This is a genomic window from Kitasatospora sp. NEAU-69 (assembly GCF_057158765.1).
Window position 1 is genome coordinate 38,933 of sequence record NZ_JBWXUE010000032.1, and the last position, 21,808, is coordinate 60,740.

2 protein-coding genes are annotated in these 21,808 nt (G+C 76.0%); both read left to right on the plus strand.

Features of this window, described 5'->3' with window-relative positions; all coding sequences use genetic code 11:
• The first annotated feature begins 27 nt into the window (after positions 1-27).
• Positions 28-10,287, plus strand: coding sequence for an SDR family NAD(P)-dependent oxidoreductase (locus tag AC060L_RS29570; RefSeq protein WP_483802014.1), 10,260 nt, complete (start codon positions 28-30; stop codon positions 10,285-10,287).
• Positions 10,284-21,755: a type I polyketide synthase gene (locus AC060L_RS29575; RefSeq protein WP_483802015.1), complete on the plus strand. Its 11,472-nt coding sequence runs from the start codon at positions 10,284-10,286 to the stop codon at positions 21,753-21,755. The genes AC060L_RS29570 and AC060L_RS29575 overlap by 4 nt, the downstream gene beginning before the upstream one ends.
• Positions 21,756-21,808: the final 53 nt, after the last annotated feature.

Sequence of the window (21,808 nt, forward strand, 5' to 3'; positions counted from 1 at the left end):
CCGAGCCCAGGAAAGGACCACACCGCCATGGCGGAGAGCGACAAGCTGATCGACTACCTCAAGCGGGTGGCCGCCGAGCTGCACGACACCCGCCGCCAGCTGCGCGAGGCCGAGCAGCGGGAGGCCGAGCCGATCGCCATCGTCGCCATGGCCTGCCGCTACCCCGCCCAGGTGTCCTCCCCGGAGGACCTGTGGCGCCTGGTGGCCGGCGGCGGCGACGCGATCGGCCCACTGCCCGCCGACCGCGGCTGGGATCTGGAGGGTCTCTACGACCCGGACCCCGACGCGCCCGGCAAGAGCTACGTGCGCGAGGGCGGGTTCCTGGAGCACGCCGCCGGCTTCGACCCGGAGTTCTTCGGCATCAGCCCGCGCGAGGCCCTCGCCATGGACCCGCAGCAGCGCGTCCTGCTGGAGGTCTCCTGGGAGCTCTTCGAACGCGCCGGCCTGGACCGGGCCGCGCTGCGCGGCAGCCGCACCGGCGTCTTCGTCGGCGCCGGCGCCTCCGGCTACGGCAGCGGCTTCCAGCAGGCCCCCGACAGCGTCGGCGGCTACCTGGGCACCGGCACCGTGATCAGCGTCCTCTCCGGCCGCCTGGCCTTCGTGTACGGGCTGGAGGGCCCGGCGATCACCGTGGACACCGCCTGCTCCTCCTCCCTGGTGGCCCTGCACCTGGCCGCCCAGGCGCTGCGCGCCGGCGAGTGCACCACGGCGCTGGCCGGCGGCGTCACGGTGATGGCCAACACCGGCATGTTCAGCGAGTTCAGCCGCCAGCGCGGGATGGCGCCGGATGGGCGCTGCAAGCCGTTCGCGGCCGCCGCCGACGGCACCGGCTGGTCCGAGGGCGCCGGCCTACTCCTGCTGCGCCGCCTCAGTGACGCGCAGCGCGACGGGCAGCGGGTGCTCGCCGTGCTGCGCGGCAGCGCGGTCAACCAGGACGGTGCCAGCAGCGGCCTGACCACCCCCAACGGCCCCGCGCAGCGCCGGGTGATCCGCCAGGCACTGGCCAACGCCCAGCTGACCGCCGACCAGATCGACGCGGTCGAGGCGCACGGCACCGGCACCGTCCTCGGCGACCCGATCGAGGCGCAGGCACTGCTGGCCACCTACGGCCGCGGCCGCGACCCGCAGCGGCCGCTCTGGCTGGGTGCGGTCAAGTCCAACCTCGGCCACACCCAGGCGGCCGCCGGCGTCGCCGGGGTGATCAAGACGGTGATGGCACTGCGGGCCGGCCTGCTGCCCCCGACCCTGCACGTGGACGAGCCGACCCCGCACGTGGACTGGACGGCCGGAGCCGTCCGGCTGCTGACCGAGCCACGGCCCTGGCCCCAGGACGGCGAGCAGCCGCGCCGCGCCGGCGTGTCCTCGTTCGGGATCAGCGGCACCAATGCCCACGTGATCCTGGAACAGGCACCACCGCCCCCGGCCGAGCCCGCGCCCGCCGCCGTACCCGTACTCGCACCCGCTGCCGACACCCCCGACGGCGCGGCCCCGGGCACCGAGCCGCCGCTGCCCTGGATCCTGTCCGCGCGCACCGAGGACGCACTGCGCGAGCTCGCCGACCGGCTGGCCACCACCCTCACCACCCCCGCCGAGGGCGCTGCCCCGCACCCCGACGACATCGCCCACGCGCTGGCCACCACCCGCTCCCCGCTCCAGGTCCGCGCCTGCCTGAACGCCGCCGACCTCGACGGCTTCACGCAGCGCCTGCGCGACCTGGCCGGCGGCGAGCCCGACCCCGCCACCACCGTGGCGCACGCCGCCCCCGACCGCCGCCCGGTCTTCGTCTTCCCCGGTCAGGGCGCCCAGTGGGCGGGCATGGCGGTGGGCCTGCTCGACGCCTCACCGGCGTTCGCCGCGTCCATCGCGGCCTGCGAGGAGGCCCTGGCGCCCTACGTCGACTGGTCGCTGACCGAGGTGCTGCGCTCACCCGCGGCGACCTGGCTCGAACAGGTCGACGTGCTGCAACCGGTCCTGTGGGCCGTGATGGTCTGCCTGGCCCGGCTCTGGCAGGACCACGGCGTGCAGCCGGCCGCCGTGGTCGGCCATTCGCAGGGCGAGATCGCCGCGGCCGTCATCGCGGGCGCGCTCACCCTGGCGGACGGCGCCAAGATCGTGGCCCTGCGCAGCCGGGCGATCCTGGACCTGTCCGGCAAGGGCGGCATGGCCTCCGTCGCACTGCCGCCCGCCCGGGTGCGCGAACTGGCCGAACCCTTCGAGGGACGCCTGACGATCGCCGCCGTCAACGGCCCCAACTCGGTCACCGTCGCCGCCGACCAGGCCACCCTCGACGAGCTGCTCGCCGCCTGCGAGGCCCGCGGGGTCTGGGCCCGCCGGGTGCCGGTGGACTACGCCTCGCACTCCGCCCAGGTCGAGGCGATCCGCGACCGGCTACTGACCGAACTCGCCGGGATCACCCCCAGCGCCTGCGCCGTGCCGTTCTACTCCTCCGTCACCGGCGCCCTGCTGGACAGCACCGTCGCTCTGGACACCGAGTACTGGTACCGCAACCTGCGCCAGAAGGTGCGCTTCGGCGAAGCGGTGAGCGCGCTGCTGGCCGGCCGGCACGACGCCTTCGTCGAGATCAGCCCGCACCCGGTGCTCACCGTCGCCATCGAGGACGCCATCGGCGCCGCCGACGTGCCCGCCGTCGTGCTCGCCACGCTGCGCCGCGACGAGGGCGGCCCCCGGCGCTTCGCCCAGGCCCTGGCCACCGCCCACATCCACGGCCTGGCCATCGACTGGCCGCGCCTGTTCGCCGCCCGCACCCGCCCGCCGCGCCCGGTGGAGCTGCCCACCTACCCGTTCCAGCGGCGCCGGTTCTGGCTCCAGGCCCCGCAGGACACCGCCCGCGACGCCACCGGCCTCGGCCTGCTGGCGGCCGGGCACCCGCTGCTCGGCGCGAGCGCGGCCCTCGCCGACGGCGGCGGCCTGCTGCTCACCGGCCGCCTCTCGGCCCGCTCGCTGCCCTGGCTCGCCGACCACACCGTCGCCGGCGCCGTGCGACTGCCCGCCGCCGCGCTGATCGAGCTGGCCGTGCGCGCCGGGGACGAGGCCGGCTGCGACCGGGTGGACGACCTCCTCCTGCACGCGCCGCTGGAGCTGGGCGCCGACGAGGCCGTCCAGCTGCAGGTCGCGGTCGGCCCCGGCGAGAGCGACGGCAGCCGCTCGCTCGCCGTCTACTCCCGCCGCGCCGGGACTGCCGGCGAGGACCCGTGGACCCGCCACGCCACCGGCCTGCTCCGCCCGGGCCGGGTCGCCGCCGCGCCGGCCGAGGACGAGGCCTGGCCGCCGCCCGGCGCCCAGCCCGTCGATCTGACCGGCCACTACGAGCGGCTAGCCGAGGCCGGATACGGCTACGGCCCCGCCTTCCGCGGGCTGCAAGCCGCCTGGCGCCTGGGCGAGGAGCTGTACGCCGAGGCCGCGCTGCCCGCCGCGCACGCCCGCGACGCCGACGCCTACGGCCTGCACCCCGCCCTGCTCGACGCCGCCCTGCACCTGCGCCTGCTCGCCGGCGAGCCTGACGGCGACCCCGACGGCACCCGGGTGCCGCAGCCGGCGCACGCCTTCGGCGGCATCACCCTGCACGCCGCGGGCGCCACCACACTGCGGGTCCGGCTGACCACCACCGGGACCGGGGAGCACGCGCTGCTGCTGGCCGACCCGACCGGGCAGCCGGTGGCCGCCATCGACGACATCAGCGCCGGCCCGGCCCCGGACGGCGCCCCGGCCCCGGGCACCGGCCGGCACGAGGCGCTGTTCCGCCTCGACTGGCAGCCCCTCGCCGACACCACGACCGCCGCGCCCGCCGCCGGGTCCTCGGCTGGGGCCGACGCCGACTGGGCGGTACTGGGAGCCGATCCCCGCGCGCTGGCCGACGCGCTGCGCGGCACCGGCGCCCCGGTTCGCGCCTTCGCCGATCTGGACGCCCTGGCCGCCGCGCTGGACGCCGGCGCCACCGCGCCGCAGACCGTGCTGTACCCGGTGCAGGCCCCGGACGGCGCGGGCCTGACCGAGGCGGCCCACACGGTGGCCGCCGCGCTGCTGCCCGTCCTCCAGACCTGGGCGGGCGACCCGCGCTTCGAGGCCGGCCGGCTGCTGGTGGCCACCACCGGGGCGGTGGCCACCGGCCCCGGTGAGGACGCGGCCGCGCCGGCCCTCGCGACCGCCTGGGGTCTGGTCCGCTCCGCCCAGACCGAGCACCCCGACCGCTTCGTCCTGCTCGACCTGCCGCCCGCCGACCCCACGGCCGACCCGGCCACGGCCGCAGCCCCCGCCGCCGACCCGCAGGCGCTGGGCGCGGCGCTCGTTGCCGCCCCCGGCTACGGCGAGCCCGCCCTGGCCGCGCGCGGCCGGACCCTGCTCGCCCCACGCCTGACCGCGCACCCCGGCCCCGCCACCGCGCCCGGCCCCTCCGGTGCGCCCGACCCGGCCGACCCGGCCCACCGCCCGTTCCGCCCCGAGGGCACCGTGCTGATCACCGGCGGCACCGGCACCCTGGGCCGGCTGGTCGCCCGCCACCTCGCCACCGAACACGGCGTCCGCCACCTGCTGCTCACCAGCCGCACCGGTCCTGGCGCCGAGGGTGCCGACGAGCTGGTGGCCGAACTGGCCGAGCTCGGCGCGACCGCCCATCTGGCGGCCTGCGACGCCGCCGACCGCGAGGCCCTGGCGGCCGTCCTGGCGCGGATCCCGGCCGGCCGCCCGCTGAGCGCCGTCGTGCACGCCGCCGGCGTCCTGGACGACGGCGTGATCGAGTCGCTGACCCCCGAGCGGCTGGCCCGCGTGCTGCGCCCCAAGGTCGACGCCGCGGTGAACCTGCACGAGCTCACGCGGGACGCGGAGCTCTCCGCGTTCGTCCTCTTCTCCTCCGCCGCCGCCGTCTTCGGCAGCGCCGGCCAGGGCAACTACGTCGCGGCCAACGCGTTCCTCAACGCCCTCGCCCAGCACCGCCGCGCCCAGGGCCTGCCCGGCCACGCGCTGGCCTGGGGTTTCTGGGCCCAGGCCAGCGCCATGACGGGCACGCTGGCGGAAGCGGACCTGCAGCGGATGACCCGCTCCGGCGTCCTCGCGCTGGACGCCGACATCGCGCTCGACCTGTTCGACCGCGCGCTGGCCGGTGCCGACCCGCTCGCCGTTCCGGTCCGTCTGGACCGCGCCGCGCTGCGCGCCCAGGCCGATGCCGGCGTGCTGCCCGGCCTGCTGCGCGGTCTGGTCCGTGGTCCGGTGCGGCGCACCGCCCAGGCCGCCGGCGCCGCCCGCACCGGGGAGCGTTTCGTGCGCGACCTGCTCGCCCTGGCCGCCCCCGAGCAGGACAAGGCGCTGCTGGACCTGGTCCGCTCCCAGGTCGCGGCGGTGCTCGGCCACGACAGCGCCCAGTCGGTGGACATCGACAGCCCGTTCCGCAGCCTGGGCTTCGACTCGCTGATCGCCGTGGACCTGCGCAACCGGCTGGCCGCCCAGACCGGGCGGCGGCTGCCGGCCACCCTCGTCTTCGACTACCCGACCACCGCTGCGGTGGCCGCGCACCTGCGCACCGAACTGCTCGGCACGGCGTCCGCGACCGCCGTGCCCGCCACGGCCACCGCCATCGCCACGGTCGGCGAGCCGATCGCGATCGTCGCCATGGCCTGCCGCTTCCCCGGTGGCGTCGCTTCCCCCGAGGACCTGTGGCGGCTGCTGGCCGAGGGCCGCGACGGGCTGACCGGGTTCCCCGCCGACCGCGGCTGGGACGCCGAGCGGCTCTACCACCCGGATCCGGACCACCCCGGCACCAGCTACGTCCGCGAGGGCGGCTTCATCGAGCACGCCGCCGACTTCGACGCCGCCTTCTTCGGTATCTCCCCGCGCGAGGCGCTCGCGATGGACCCGCAGCAGCGGCTGCTGCTGGAGACCTCCTGGGAGCTCTTCGAACGCGCCGGGATCGATCCGGCCGCGCTGCGCGGCTCGGCCACCGGCGTCTTCGTCGGCGCGGCCAACATCGGCTACCTGATCGGGATGGAGATCCCGGACGAGCTCGGCGGCTACCTGGGCACCGGCAACGCCGCCAGCGTCGCCTCCGGCCGGCTGTCCTACACCTTCGGCTTCGAGGGCCCGGCGGTCACGGTGGACACCGCCTGCTCCTCCTCGCTGGTCTCACTGCACCTCGCCGTCCAGGCGCTGCGCGCCGGCGAGTGCTCGATGGCGCTGGCCGGCGGGGTGACCGTGATGGCCAACCCCGGCCTGTTCGTCGACTTCAGCCGCCAGCGGGTGCTCGCCCCGGACGGGCGCTGCAAACCGTTCGCGGCCGCCGCCGACGGCACCGGCTGGGCCGAGGGGATCGGCATGCTGCTCGTCGAGCGGCTCTCGGACGCCGAGCGCAACGGCCACCAGGTGCTGGCGGTGGTGCGTGGCAGCGCGGTCAACCAGGACGGCGCGAGCAACGGCCTGACGGCGCCGAACGGACCCTCGCAGCAGCGCGTCATCCACCAGGCGCTGGCGAACGCGGGCCTGACTCCCGATCAGGTGGACGCGGTCGAGGCGCACGGCACCGGCACCGCGCTCGGCGACCCGATCGAGGCGCAGGCGCTGCTGGCCACCTACGGCCAGGGCCGGCCCGCCGACCAGCCGCTCTGGCTCGGGGCACTCAAGTCGAACATCGGGCACACCACCGCGGCCGCCGGGGTGGCGGGCGTGATCAAGATGGTGATGGCGATGCGCGAAGGCGTGCTGCCCAAGACGCTGCACGTGGACGCGCCGACCCCGCACGTGGACTGGGAGGCGGGCGCCGTCGAGCTGCTCACCGAGACCCGGCCCTGGCCCGAGGCGGGTCGCCCGCGCCGCGCCGCCGTCTCCGCCTTCGGCATCAGCGGCACCAACGCCCACACCGTCCTCGAAAACGCGCCGGTCGCCGAGCCCGCGACCGCCGACCCGGGTGTGAGCGCGGGCCCGCTGCCGTACCTGCTGTCCGCGAAGACACCCGACGCGCTGCGGGCCCAGGCCCGGCGGCTGCAGGCCCATCTCGAAGCCGACGGCGCCGACACCGCCCTCGTCTGCGTCGCCCACGCGCTCGCCACCACCCGCGCCGCTCTCGACCACCGCGCCGCGCTGACCTCCAGCGACCGTGCCGAACTGCTCGACTCCCTCGCCGCGCTGGCCGAGGGGCGCTCCACCGGCTCGCTGGCCCTCGGCACGGTCCGCCCGGATGCCCGGCTGGCGTTCCTGTTCACCGGTCAGGGTAGCCAACGCCCCGGGATGGGTGAGGAGTTGGCGCGGGTGTTTCCGGTCTTCGGTGGCGTGCTGGAGGAGGTCTGCGCGCTCTTCGATCCGCTGCTGGAGCGGCCGTTGCGCGAGGTGATGTCCGGCGCCGATGGCCCGCTGGACGAGACGGTGTTCACCCAGTGCGCGCTGTTCGCCTTCGAGGTGGCGCTGTTCCGCTTGCTCGAATCGTTCGGTGTGCGGCCGGACTTCCTGCTCGGCCATTCGATCGGCGAGCTGGCCGCGGCGCACGTCGCAGGGCTGTGGTCGCTGCCGGACGCGGTCAAGGTGGTCGCGGCGCGTGGTCGGCTGATGCAGCAACTACCGACCGGCGGCGCGATGGTGGCCCTGCAGGCCACCGAAGCCGAGGTCCTCGCCGCACTGGTCGAGGGAGCGGAGATCGCGGCCGTCAACGGCCCGGACTCCGTGGTGGTCTCCGGTGATGAGGGCCCGGTGCTCGAAGTGGCGGCCCACTTCGAGGGGTTGGGCCGCAAGACCCGGCGCCTGCGGGTCAGCCACGCCTTCCACTCGGCGCGGATGGACCCGATGCTCGCCGAGTTCCGCTCCGTCCTGGACGGTGTGGCATTCAGCGAACCCATGATCCCGCTCGTCTCCAACCTGACCGGCACTCTCGCCGCCCCCGGCGAACTGACCACGCCCGACTACTGGATCCGCCAGGTCCGAGAACCCGTCCGCTTCGCCGACGGCATCACCGCACTCACCGGCCAGGGCCCCTCGACGCTGCTGGAGCTGGGCCCCGACGCGATCCTGACCGCGATGGCCCGCGAGGGCCTGGGCACCGCGGCCGACACCCTCGTCGTCCCGGCCGTCCGCCGCGACCGGCCCGAACCCGCCACCCTAGTAGCCGCATTGGGCGCGCTGCACACCACCGGCGCAGCTGTGGACTGGGACGCCTTCTTCGCCGACCAAGCCCCTCGCCACGCCCCTCACTGCACCGACCTGCCCACCTATCCGTTCCAGCGCAACCGCTTCTGGCTGGACCCGCTGCCCGGTACGGCCGGCACCAGGCCCGGCGACGACCCGGACACCTGGCGTTACCAGGCCCGTTGGCTCCCGTGGGCCGGACAGCCCACCGCCGCCCTGACGGGCAGCTGGCTCCTCATCGCGCCCCCGGAGAGCGAGCCGGCCGCCCAGGCCTGCGCGCACCAGCTGGAACAGCGCGGCGCCACCGTCGTCCGGTTGCGGCTTGGCGCGGGCGACTGCGAACGTGCCGCCCTCGCCGCCCGGTTGCGCGCCCACCCCGGCCTCACCGGAGTCGTCTCGCTGCTCGCCGACCTGCCGGGGGAGCACCCCGACCTGCCCGGCCTCAGCAACGCCCTGGCGGCCACCCTCGCACTCACCCAGGCCCTCGCCGACACCGCTGCCGACGCCAACACCGCCACCACCGCCCGCCTCTGGTGCGTGACCAGCGGCGCGGTCACCACCGGCCCCGGCGACCCGCTCACCCAGCGCGACCAGGCCCAGCTCTGGGGCCTGGGCCGCACCGCCGCACTCGAACTGCCCGGCCTCTGGGGCGGCCTGCTCGACGTGCCCGCCACCACCGGCCCGGACGCCGTCGAGGCCTGGGCCAGGGCTGTGGACGTCATCGCCGACGGCACCGAGGACCAGGCGGCGATCCGCCAAGACGCCGTCCTGGTCCGCCGCCTGGCCCGCGCCACCCCGCCGGCCACCGGCGACCTGCCGCCCTGGCAGCCCGCCGGAACCGTCCTGATCACCGGCGGCACCGGCGGCCTCGGCGCCCAACTCGCCCGCTGGACGGCCGAGAACGGCGCCGAACGCCTCGTCCTCACCAGCCGCCGCGGTGTCCAGGCCCCCGGCGCCGCCGAACTCGCCGCCGAACTGACCGCCCTGGGCGCCATCGTCCGGATCGAGTCCTGCGACGTCGCCGACCGCGAGGCCCTGCACCGGCTCATCGAGAGCATCGACGCCGACGGGCCGCCGCTGCGCGCCGTCCTGCACGCCGCCGGCCTCACCCAGGCCGCCCTGATCACCGACACCGACCCCGCCCAGTGCGCACAGATCACCGCCGCGAAGGCGACCGGCGCCGCCCACCTGGACGCCCTGCTCGGTGACCGCCCGCTCGACGCCTTCGTGCTCTTCTCCTCGATCGCCGCCGTCTGGGGCAGCGGGGCCCAGGGCGCCTACGCCGCTGCCAACGCCGCCCTCGACGCACTCGCCCAGGACCGGGCCGCCCGCGGCCTGCCCGCCACCTCGATCGCCTGGGGCCCCTGGGCCGGCGCCGGCATGGTCGAGCAGGACGACGACGGCCAGCTCGCCCGCCGCGGCCTGCGCGCGATGGCCGGCCCCGCGGCCGTGGCCGCGCTGGCCCGCGCGGTCCAGCTCCGCGACACCGACGTGGTCGTCGCCGACGTCGACTGGACCGCCTTCGCCCCCCGCTTCACCGCGCTGCGCCCCAGCCCGCTGCTGAGCGCCCTGCCCGAAGTCCAGGCAGCCCTGGCCGCGCGGGCCGCCCCGGGCCCCGAGACCGGCCGGGCCGCCGCCGACCTGGCGGCCCGCCTGGCCGGCGCCCCGGCCGCCGAACGCGACACGCTCCTGCTGGACCTGGTGCGCGGCGAGGTCGCCGCGGTACTCGGCCACGCCTCCGTCGGCCAGGTCCCAGCTGACCAGGCCTTCCGCGACCTCGGCTTCGACTCGCTGACCGCCGTGGACCTGCGGGACCGGCTCAGTCGGGCAGCCGGCATCGACCTGCCCAGCACCCTCGTCTTCGACTACCCGACCCCCGCCGACCTCGCCGCGTACCTGCGCACCCAACTGGCCGGCGCCGAACACTCCCTGCTGGCCCCGGTGCTGGCCGAACTCGACGACCTGGAGAGCGCCTTCGCCCGCATCGCGGACGAGGACCCGCAACTGCGCGCCCGCCTCACCCTGCGGATGCGCCGCTTCCTGGAACGCCTGACCGACCTGGACGGGCCCGCCACCGCGGACCGCGCGGCGGACGTCGAATCCGCCTCCGACGACGAGCTCTTCGCCCTGCTCGACAACCAGCTCCAAGCAGAAGGTGACCACTCATGAGCAGCAGCGAGGACAAGCTCCGGGACTATCTGAAGCGCGCCACGGTCGACCTGCAGAAGGCCCGTGCCCGGATCGCGCAGCTGGAACGGCCCGAGCCGATCGCCATCGTCGGCATGTCCTGCCGCTACCCGGGCGGGGTGCGCAGCCCCGAGGACCTGTGGCGGCTGGTCGCCGACGGCACGGACGCGGTCGGCGGGTTCCCGCTCGACCGCGGCTGGGACACCGAGAACCTCTACCACCCCGACCCCGACCACCTCGGCACCAGCTACGCCCGCGAGGGCGGATTCCTGGACGGCGCGGGCGAGTTCGACGCCGGCTTCTTCGGCATCTCGCCGCGCGAGGCGCTCGCCATGGACCCGCAGCAGCGGCTGCTGCTGGAGGCCTCCTGGGAGGCGCTGGAGCGCGCCGGGGTGGACCGGCGCTCGCTCAAGGGCAGCGCCACCGGCGTCTTCGTCGGCGGCACCCCCACCGGCTACGGCGCGGGCGTGACGACGATGCCCGAGGGCGTCGAGGGCTACGCGCTGACCGGCAGCGTGGGCAGCGTGATGTCGGGCCGGGTCTCCTACGTGCTCGGACTGGAAGGCCCGGCGGTCACGGTGGACACGGCCTGCTCCTCCTCGCTGGTCGCGCTGCACCTGGCCGTCCAGGCGCTGCGCGCCGGCGAGTGCACGCTGGCGCTGGCCGGCGGGGTCACCGTGATGGCCACCCCGGCCGCCTTCATCGAGTTCAGCCGCCAGCGCGGCCTGTCCCCGGACGGCCGCTGCAAGCCGTTCGCGGCCGCCGCCGACGGCACCGGCTGGGCCGAGGGCGTCGGCATGCTGCTCGTCGAACGCCTCTCGGACGCGCAGCGCAACGGCCACCGGGTGCTCGCGCTGGTGCGTGGCACCGCCGTCAACCAGGACGGCGCGAGCAACGGCCTGACCGCCCCCAACGGGCCCTCCCAGCAACGCGTGATCGAGCAGGCACTGGCCAACGCGGGCCTGGCCCCGGCCGACATCGACGCCGTCGAGGCGCACGGCACCGGCACCCGCCTCGGCGACCCGATCGAGGCCCAGGCGCTGATCGCCGCCTACGGGCCCGGCCGCGCGCCGCAGCGGCCGCTGCGCCTGGGCGCGGTGAAGTCCAACCTCGGGCACACCCAGGCCGCCGCCGGGGTGGCCGGTGTGATCAAGACGGTCATGGCGATGCACCACGGCCTGCTGCCCAAGACCCTGCACGTGGACGAGCCGACACCCCAGGTCGACTGGACGGCCGGCACGGTGGAACTGCTCACCGAGGCCACCGACTGGCCACCGGCCGCACCCGGGGAGCCGCGCCGGGCCGCAGTCTCGGCGTTCGGCGCCAGCGGCACCAACGCCCACGTCATCATCGAGCAGGCCCCCGAAGAGGCCCCGGCCACCGTCACGGCCACCACCGCTGTCGCCGGGACGGCCGGCGCGCTGCCGGTCCTGCTCTCCGGCCGTGACGCGGCGGGCCTGCAGGCGCAGGCCGTCCGGCTGGCCGACTTCCTCTCCCAGCACCCGGACGTCGAGCTGGCCGACCTTGCGCTCTCGCTCGCCACCACCCGCTCCACGCTGGACGAGCGCGCTGTGCTGCTCGCCGCCGACCGTGCGCAGCTGCTGACCGGCCTGGAGGCGTTGGCGGCGGGGGAGTCGGGGGCGCCGGGTGTGGTGCTCGGCTCGGCGCGCTCGGCCGGCCGGGTGGTGTTCGTCTTTCCCGGTCAGGGTTCGCAGTGGCTGGGGATGGCGGCCGAACTTCTCGACTCCTCCCCGGTGTTCGCGGAGCGGATCGGTGCGTGTGAGGCGGCGCTGGCGCCGTTCACGGACTGGTCGCTGACCTCGGTGCTGCGGTCGGCATCGGACGAGTGGCTGGCCCGGGTCGATGTCGTGCAGCCCGCGCTCTGGGCGGTGATGGTCTCGCTCGCCGCGCTCTGGCGCTCCCACGGCGTGGAGCCCGCCGCGGTGGTGGGCCACTCCCAGGGCGAGATCGCCGCGGCCTGCGTGGCCGGTGCACTCACGCTGGAGGACGGCGCGAAGGTGGTGGCGCTGCGCAGTCAGGCGATCCTGGCGCTGGCCGGTACCGGTGGCATGGCCTCGGTCTCGCTGCCGGTCGATCAAGTCACCGCCCTGATAGCCCCGTTCGGCGAACGCCTCTCGGTCGCGGCCGTCAACGGCCCGGCCTCCGTCACGGTGGCGGGCGAACCGGCCGCGCTCGACGAGCTGATCGCCGCCTGTGAGCAGCAGGGGATCCGGGCGCGTCTGGTGCCCGTCGACTACGCCTCGCACTCCGCGCAGGTCGAGCCGATCCGCGACCGCCTGCTCGCCGAACTCGCCGATCTCCAGCCGGTGTCCGCGCAGATCCCGTTCTACTCCGCCGTCACCGCCACGCTCCTGGACACCGCCACGCTCGACGCCGAGTACTGGTACACCAACCTTCGGCAGACCGTCCGCTTCGAGGAGACCGTCCGCCTCCTCCTCGACCACGGCCACGACGCGTTCATCGAGACCAGCGCCCACCCCGTGCTGACCACCGCCGTCCTGGACACCGTCGAGTCCACCGACGCCCCGGCCACCGTGCTCGGCACGCTGCGCCGCGGCGAGGACAGCACCGCGCGCCTGCTGACCGCGCTCGCCGAGGCGCACGCCGGTGGCGTCGAGGTCGACTTCAGCCCGCTGCTCGCCACCCCCGCCGCCCGGCGCATCGACCTGCCCACCTACGCCTTCCAGCGCGAACGGTACTGGCTGGAGCCCACGCCGGCCCAGGAGCAGACCCCCGCGCCGGGGGCGGCCGGAGAGCCCGCCGACCCGGACGAGGCACGGTTCTGGCAGGCGGTCGAAACCCAGGACCTCGACGCGCTCGCCGCCCTGCTCGACCCGCCGGGCCACAGCGCCCCCACCGAGCCCACCGACCCCAGTGAACTCGCAGCTCCCACCGACCCGAGCGACCGCGCGGCGCTGGCGGCGGCCCTGGCCCCGCTGGCCGCCTGGCGCGAGCGGCGCCGGCTGGACACCACGGTCGACTCCTGGCGCTACCGCGTCCGCTGGCGTCCACTGACCACGGCCTCGGCCACGGCCACGACCAGCGCACTCGCGGGCAGTTGGCTGGTGGTCTGCGCGCAGGACGCCGAGGACCCGGCCATCGAGGCGCAGTGCCTCCGGGCGCTGGCCGCGCACGGCGCGCAGGTGGTGCGCCTGGCCGTCCCGGCGGCCGACACCGACCGCGCCCCGCTGGCCGCGCGGATCGCCGAACTGCGCTCCGCGCTGGCGCCGGAGGAGGACGGCTTCGCAGGCATCGTGTCGCTGCTGGGCCTGGAGGAGCGTGACCGCGAGGACCACCCCGCGCTCTCGCGCGGCATGGCCGCCACGATCGCCCTCGCGCAGGCCCTCGCCGACACCGAGCCGGGCGGGCGGCTCTGGTGCCTGACCCGCGGCGCGGTCTCCGTCGCCGGCTGGGACGCGCTGACCAACCCCGCCCAGGGTCGGATCTGGGGCCTGGGCCGGGTCGTCGGCCTGGAGTTCCCCCAGCTCTGGGGCGGCCTCCTGGACCTCCCGGCCGCCACCCCCACCGCGCCCCACATCCCCACCCCCACCACCCCCACCACCCCCACCGCGCCCCCCACCCCCACCGCCGTCGACGAGCGGGCCTGGGCCCGCGTGGTCGCGGTGCTGGCCGGCACGACCGGTGAGGACCAACTGGCCGTGCGCGACAACGGCGTCCTGGTCCGGCGCCTGGTCCGCGCCTCGGCCGCCGGCACCGCGCCGGTGCGCCAGGCGCGGCTCGCCGGCACCGTGCTGGTGACCGGCGGCACCGGCGGCCTGGGCGCGCAGGTCGCGCAGTGGGCCGCGCTCGGCGGCGCCGAGCGCCTGGTGCTGACCAGCCGGGCCGGGCTCTCCGCGCCCGGTGCCCGCGAACTCGCCGAGCGCCTAGGCGCCTTGGGCCCGCAGGTCACCGTCGCGGCCTGCGACATGGCCGACCACGACGCGGTGCAGCGGCTGATCGCCGAGATCGACGCCGACGGTCCGCCGCTGCGGGTCGTCGTGCACGCCGCCGGTCTGGGCCAGGCCAGCGCGCTCGCCGACACCGACCTGGCCGAGAGCGCCCGCCTCGCCGCCGGCAAGGTGGCCGGCGCCGCGGTGCTCGACCGCGTGCTCGGCGACCGGCCGCTGGACGCGTTCGTGCTCTTCTCCTCGATCTCCGGCCTGTGGGGCAGCGGCATGCAGGCCGTCTACGCCTCCTCCAACGCCTACCTGGACGCCCTGGCGGAGCACCGGCGCTCGCGCGGCGCCACCGCCACCTCGATGGTGTGGGGCCCGTGGTCCGGCGCCGGCATGGCCGACGACGAGCGGGCGCACGAGGTGCTCGCCAGCCGCGGCGTGCGGATGATCGACCCGCGCACCGCCATCGCCGCGATGGACCGCGCCCTGGAACTCGACGACACCGTGATCCTGGCCGCCGACATCGACTGGGAGCGGTTCATCACCGGCTTCACCGCGCTGCGCCCCAGCCCGCTGTTCAGCGAACTGCCCGACGCGCAACGGGTGCTGAACGCCGCCGCGGCAGCAGCGCCGAAGCCGGGCACCGAGGCGACCAGCGCGCTGGCCCGCCGGCTGGCCCGGGCCACCGCCGTCGAGCGCGAGGCGATCGTGCTGGACACCGTGCGCACCCAGGTCGCCAAGGTGCTCGGGCACTCCGATGCCGCCGCGGTCCCCGCCGACCGCGCTTTCCGCGAGCTCGGCTTCGACTCGCTGACCGCGGTGGACCTGCGCAACCGGCTGGGCACCGCCACCGGCCTGGCCCTGCCGACCACCCTCGTCTTCGACTACCCGACCCCGCAGGTCCTCACCAAGCACATCATCGCCACCCTCGACGGCGAGCAGGACCGCACCAGTCCGGTGCCCGCCGCGCTGCCGCCCGGCCGCGCCGACGAGCCGATCGCGATCGTCTCGATGGCCTGCCGGTTCCCCGGCGGAGTCAGCACCCCGGAGGAGTTCTGGGCGCTGATCGAGGCCGGTACCGACGCCGTCTCCGGCTTCCCGGCCGACCGCGGCTGGGACGTCGCGGGCCTCTACGACCCCGACCCGGACAACCCCGGCACCTTCTACACCTGCGAGGGCGGGTTCCTGGACGGCGCGGGCGACTTCGACGCCGACTTCTTCGGCATCTCCCCGCGTGAGGCGCTCGCGATGGACCCGCAGCAGCGCCTGCTGCTGGAGACCTCCTGGGAGCTCTTCGAGCGCGCCGGCATAGCGCCGGACACGCTGCCCGGCAGCGCCACCGGCGTCTTCGTCGGTGGCACCCCCACCGGCTACGGCACCGGCGTGGAGCGGATGCCCGAAGGCATCGAGGGCTACGTGCTGACCGGCAACGCCGGCAGCGTCATCTCCGGCCGCCTCTCCTACCTGTTCGGCCTGGAGGGCCCCGCGCTGACCGTCGACACCGGCTGCTCCTCCTCGCTGGTCGCCCTGCACCTGGCCGTCCAGGCGCTGCGCCGCGGTGAATGCTCGCTGGCGCTGGCCGGCGGCGTGTCGGTGACCTCCACTCCCGGCGGCTTCGTCGAGTTCAGCCGCCAGCGCGCCCTCGCCTCGGACGGGCGGTGCAAGCCGTTCGCGGCCGCCGCCGACGGCATGGGCTGGTCCGAGGGCGTGGGCGTGCTGCTCGTCGAGCGGCTCTCGGACGCCCAGCGGCACGGCCACCCGGTGCTCGCCGTGATCCGGGGCAGCGCGGTGAACCAGGACGGCGCGAGCAACGGCCTGACGGCGCCGAACGGTCCCTCGCAGCAGCGCGTCATCCACCAGGCGCTGGCCGATGCGGGCCTCACCCCCGACCAGATCGACGCCGTCGAGGCGCACGGCACCGGCACCACGCTCGGCGACCCGATCGAGGCGCAGGCGCTGATCGCCACCTACGGGCGCGGCCGCGATCCCGAACTCCCGCTCTACCTCGGCTCGGTGAAGTCCAACATCGGCCACACCACCTCGGCCGCCGGGGCCGCCGGGATCATCAAGACCGTGCTGGCGATGCGCGAAGGCGTGCTGCCGCAGACGCTGCACGTGGACGAGCCGACCCCGCACGTGGACTGGTCGGCGGGCACCGTCGAACTGCTCACCGAGGCCAGGGCCTGGCCCGACGGCGAGCGCCCGCGCCGCGCCGGGGTCTCCTCCTTCGGCATCAGCGGCACCAACGCGCACGTGATCCTCGAACAGGCCCCCGAAACCCCTGACCCTGAAGCCCTCGAAACCCGTGACGCCCCCGAGAGCCTGGAAACCCCCGCACCCGGCGTGCTGACCGTCCCCGAGACCGCCGGGCTGCCGTTCCTGCTCTCCGCGAAGAGCCCCGCCGCGCTGCACGCCCAGGCCCGGCGCCTGCTCACCCACCTGGACCACCACCCCGACACCCCCCTCGCCGACCTGTCCCACTCCCTCTACGCCACCCGCTCCGCGCTGCCGCACCGGGCCGCCGTCCACGCCGCCGACCGCGACGCGCTGCACGCCGGCCTGACCGCCCTCGCGGCCGGCACCCCCGCCGCCGGGCTCGTCGAGGCGACGGCCCGAGCCGGCGACCGGGTCGCCTTCGTCTTCCCCGGCCAGGGCTCGCAGTGGGCCGGGATGGCGGTCGGCCTGCTCGACAGCGCACCGGTCTTCGCCGCCCAGATCGAGGCCTGCCAGCAGGCCCTCGCCCCGTACGTGGACTGGTCGCTGGAGGAGGTGCTGCGCGCCGACGCCGACACCGCGGCCGCCTGGTTCGCCCGGGTGGACGTCGTCCAGCCGGTCCTGTGGGCCGTGATGATCGCGCTGGCCGAGCTGTGGCGCGCCTGCGGCGTGGAGCCCGCCGCGGTCGTCGGCCACTCGCAGGGGGAGATCGCCGCGGCCTACGTCGCCGGTGCGCTCAGCCTGGAGGACTCCGCCAGGGTCGTCGCCCTGCGCAGCAAGGCGATCATCGCGCTCTCCGGGCGTGGCGGCATGGCCTCGCTCGCCGAGCCGGCCGCCCGGGTCGCCGACCTCCTGCAGCCCTGGGCCGGGCGGCTGTCGATCGCCGCGGTCAACGGCCCGGCCGTCACCGTGGTCTCCGGCGACGACGCCGCACTGGAGGAGCTGCTGGCCGCCTGCGACGTGGACGGCGTGCTCGCCCGCCGCATCCCCGTGGACTACGCCTCGCACAGCGCCCACGTCGAGGAGCTCCGCGAGCGCCTCGCCGAGGACCTGGCGGGCATCGAACCGCGCCCGGCCCGGATCCCGTTCTACTCCACCGTCACCGGCGCCCAGCAGGACACCACCGCCCTGGACGCCGAGTACTGGTACACCAACCTGCGCCGCACCGTGCGCTTCGAGGAGGCCGTCCGCGCCCTGATCGCCGAGGCGCACACCGCCTTCGTCGAGGTCAGCGCGCACCCCGTGCTGGTGGCGGGCATCGAGGAGGTCCTGGAGGAGAGCGACCGGCACGCCGTCGCCATCGGCTCGCTGCGCCGCAACAAGCCCGACACCGACCGCCTGCTGCGCTCGCTCGCCCACGCGCACGCGCACGGCCTGAGCGTGGCCTGGCCCGCGGTGTTCGGCACCGGATTCGGCCGTTCGGTCCCGCTGCCGACCTACGCGTTCCAGCACCAGCGGTACTGGCTGGAGTCCGGCACCGCCACCGCTGGCGCGGGTGACGCCACCGGCCTGGGGCTGGCCCCGCTGGACCACCCGCTGCTGACGGCGGGCACCACGCTCGGCGAATCCGACCAGCTCGTGCTGACCGGCCTGCTCTCGCTGCGCACCCACCCCTGGCTCGCCGACCACGCCGTCGCCGGCACGGTGCTGCTGCCCGCGACCGCGTTCGTGGACCTGGCGGTCCGCGCCGCCGACGAGGCGGGCTGCGCGCTGCTGGAGGAACTGACCCTCGAAGCCCCGCTGATCCTGCCTCAGCGCGGCGGCGTCCGGATCCAGGTCGTGGTCGGCCCGCCCGACGAGGCCGGGCGCCGCGACCTGACCGTGCACTCGCGCCCCGCCGCCCAGGGCCCCGCCACCCGGCACCCCGGCGCGAACGGGCCGGACGGCGGTGGCTCGGAGCGCGGCGGCCTGGACGGCAGCGGCTGGGAGCGCCACGCCAGCGCCCAGCTCGCCCCCGCGGCCCCGCCCGCCGGCTTCGACCTGACCGCCTGGCCCCCGCCCGGCGCCATCGCCCTGGACACCGCCGACTTCTACGAGCAGGCCCGCGCCTCCGGCTACGAGTACGGCCCCGCCTTCCAGGGCCTGGAACGGGTCTGGCGCACCGACACCGAGGTCTACGCGGAGGTGGCGCTGGGCGAGAGCGAACGCGGTGAAGCCGGGTACTACGGCCTGCACCCGGCCCTGCTCGACGCCGCGCTCCAGGCCTACGGTCTGGCCGGCTCCGGGGCCCGCGACGCCCGGATCCTGCTGCCGTTCGCCTGGAACGGCGTCTCGCTGTACGCCGCCGGTGCCCAGCGGCTGCGGGTGCGGCTGATCCCCGAGGGCGCCGACACCGTGACCGTGCTGGTCGCCGACGGCAAGGGCGCCGCCGTCGCCCGCGCCGACTCGCTGGTGCTGCGCCCGGTGGCGGTCGATCAGATCGTCGGTGGGCGTGACGCCACCCGTGACGCCCTCTTCACCGTGGAGTGGAAGCCACTCACCGCACCGGCCACGGACCCGGCCACCGTGGGTGGTTGGGCCGTGCTCGGTGCGCCCGCGGCCCCGCAGACCGTGCGCCTGCTCGCCGAGCTGGCCGCGGCCTCGATCACCGCGACCGCCTACCCGGATCCGGCCGCGCTCGGCGCCGCGATCGAATCCGGCACCCCCGCACCGGACTTCGCGCTGCTCACCCCGGCCGAGGAGCTGCCACAGGATCCGGCCCAGCAGGTGCACACCGCCACCGCGCACGTGCTGGCCACACTCCAGACCTGGGCCGAGGACCCGCGCCTGGCCGGCTCGCGCCTGGTGGTCACCACCCGGGGCGCCCTCGCCACCGGTGCCGGTGAATCCGTCCCCGGCCTGGGCCACGCCGCCGTCGTCGGCCTGGTCCGCTCGGCACAGAGCGAGCACCCCGACCGCTTCCTGCTGATCGATACCGACGACACCGACGACGCCAGCGGCACCGACGGCAGCGACGCCACCCGCCCGCTGCTGCCCGAGGCCGTCCGCGCCGCCCAGGCGCTCGGCGAGCCGCAACTCGCCCTGCGCCACGGCGCTCTGCTCGCCCCCCGGTTGGCCAGGGTCGGCGCCTCCGGCGCGCTGGTCCCGCCGGCCGGCCCGTGGCACCTGGACACCGTCCGGGCCGGCACGCTGGAGAACCTGGCCCTCGTCCCCAACCCGCCCAGCCCGCAGACCGAGACCCTGGCCGCCGGTCAGGTCCGCATCGCGGTCCGGGCGGCGGGCCTGAACTTCCGTGACGTGCTGATCGCGCTCGGCATGTACCCGGGTGCGGCGTCGATGGGTGGTGAGGGCGCCGGTGTCGTCACCGAAGTCGGCCCCGACACCACCGACTTCGCGGTGGGTGACCGGGTGCTGGGCATGTTCCAGGGCGGCTTCGGCCCGCAGGCCCTCGCCGACCACCGGATGCTGACCCGGATGCCCGCGCACTGGTCGTTCGAGCAGGCCGCCTCGGTGCCGGTGGTCTTCCTGACCGCCTACTACGGCCTGGCGGAGCTCGCCGGGTTGCGGCCGGGTGAGCGGGTGCTGATCCACGCGGGTGCGGGTGGCGTCGGCATGGCCGCCGTCCAACTGGCCCGTCACCTGGGCGCGGAGGTCTTCGCCACGGCCAGCGAGGGCAAGTGGGAGACGCTGCGCGGGCTCGGCTTGGACGAGGCGCACATCGCCTCCTCCCGAACCCTCGACTTCGAGCAGAAGATCCGTACGGCCACCGATGGCCGTGGTGTGGACGTGGTCCTCAACTCCCTTGCGGGCGAGTTCATCGACGCCTCGCTGCGGCTACTGGCCGCTGGTGGGCGGTTCGTTGAGATGGGCAAGACCGACCCGCGTGACCCGCAGCGTGTCGCCCAGGACTACCCGGGGGTCTCGTACCAGGCCTTCGATCTGGTGGAGGCGGCCGGCGCGGACGGCATCGCCCGGCTGTTCGCCGCGCTGATGCCGCTGTTCGCCACCGGTTCGCTGGCGCCGATTCCGGTGCGTGCGTGGGACGTTCGGCGGGCGCCGGAGGCGTTCCGCTTCATGTCGCAGGCCCGCCACACCGGCAAGATCGTGCTGCGGATGCCGACCCCGCTCGACCCCGACGGCACGGTGTTGATCACCGGCGGCACCGGCACCCTCGGCGCGCTGGTCGCCCGCCATCTGGTCACCACCCACGGCGCCCGCCGGCTCCTGCTGGCCAGCCGCCGCGGGCCGGACGCGCCCGGCGCCGCCGCACTCGCCGAGGACCTGTCCGCCCTCGGCGCGCAGGTCACCGTCGCAGCCTGCGACACCGCCGACCGCGCCGCCCTCGAACGCCTCCTCGCCGGCATCCCCGCCGACGCTCCGCTGACCGCCGTCGTCCACACCGCCGGCGTGCTCGACGACGGCGTCCTCGAATCCCTCACCCCCGAACGGCTCGCCGAGGTCCTGCGGCCGAAGGCCGACGCCGCGCTGCTGCTCGACGAACTCACCCGCGGGCACGACCTGTCCGCGTTCGTCCTGTTCTCCTCGCTGGCCGGCGTGCTCGGCAGCGCTGGGCAGGGCAACTACGCCGCCGCCAACACCTTCCTGGACGCCCTCGCCGCCCGCCGCCGCGCCGACGGCCTGCCCGCCACCTCGCTGGCCTGGGGCCTGTGGGAGGAGACCAGCGGCCTGACCGGCACCCTGGCCGCCGCGGACCTGGCCCGGATGGCCCGCGGTGGCATCCGCGCGCTGACCTCCGCGGAGGCCCTCGCCCTGTTCGACGCCGCGCGCGGCACCGACGAGGCCCTGCTCGCGCCGGTGCGCATCGATACCGGCGCGCTCCAGGCCGCCGCCGTCGCGCCGATCCTGCGCGGCCTGGCCCGCGGCCCGGCCCGGCGCACCGCCACCACCGACACCGCGAGCACCGGCCCCACGCTCCCGCAGCGGCTCGCGGGGCTCTCCGCCGCCGACCAGGAGGAACTGCTGCTGGACCTGGTCCGCGCCAACGTGGCCGCCGTGCTGGGCCACGGCTCGGCCGCCGCGGTGGACCCGGACCGCGCCTTCCGCGACCTCGGCTTCGACTCGCTGACCGCCGTCGAACTGCGCAACCGGCTCGGCGCGGCCACCGGCCGGCGACTGCCCGCGACCCTGGTCTTCGACCACCCCACCCCGGGCGAGCTGGCCCGTCACCTGCGCGCGGACCTCGCCCCGCAGCCCGCCGACCCGCCCACGGCGATCACCGTCCCCGACGCAGCCGAGATGGGGGCTCACACCGGCATGAGCGGCACGGCCGGCGCGGGCGACGACCCCGCCGCCGCCATCGCCCTGATGGACGCCGACGAACTCATCCGCCTGGCGCTCGAAGGCTCCGGCGAGTCCTGACACCCACCCGCTTCCAGGAGCTGACCATGCCCCACACCTCCGCGAACGCGGAA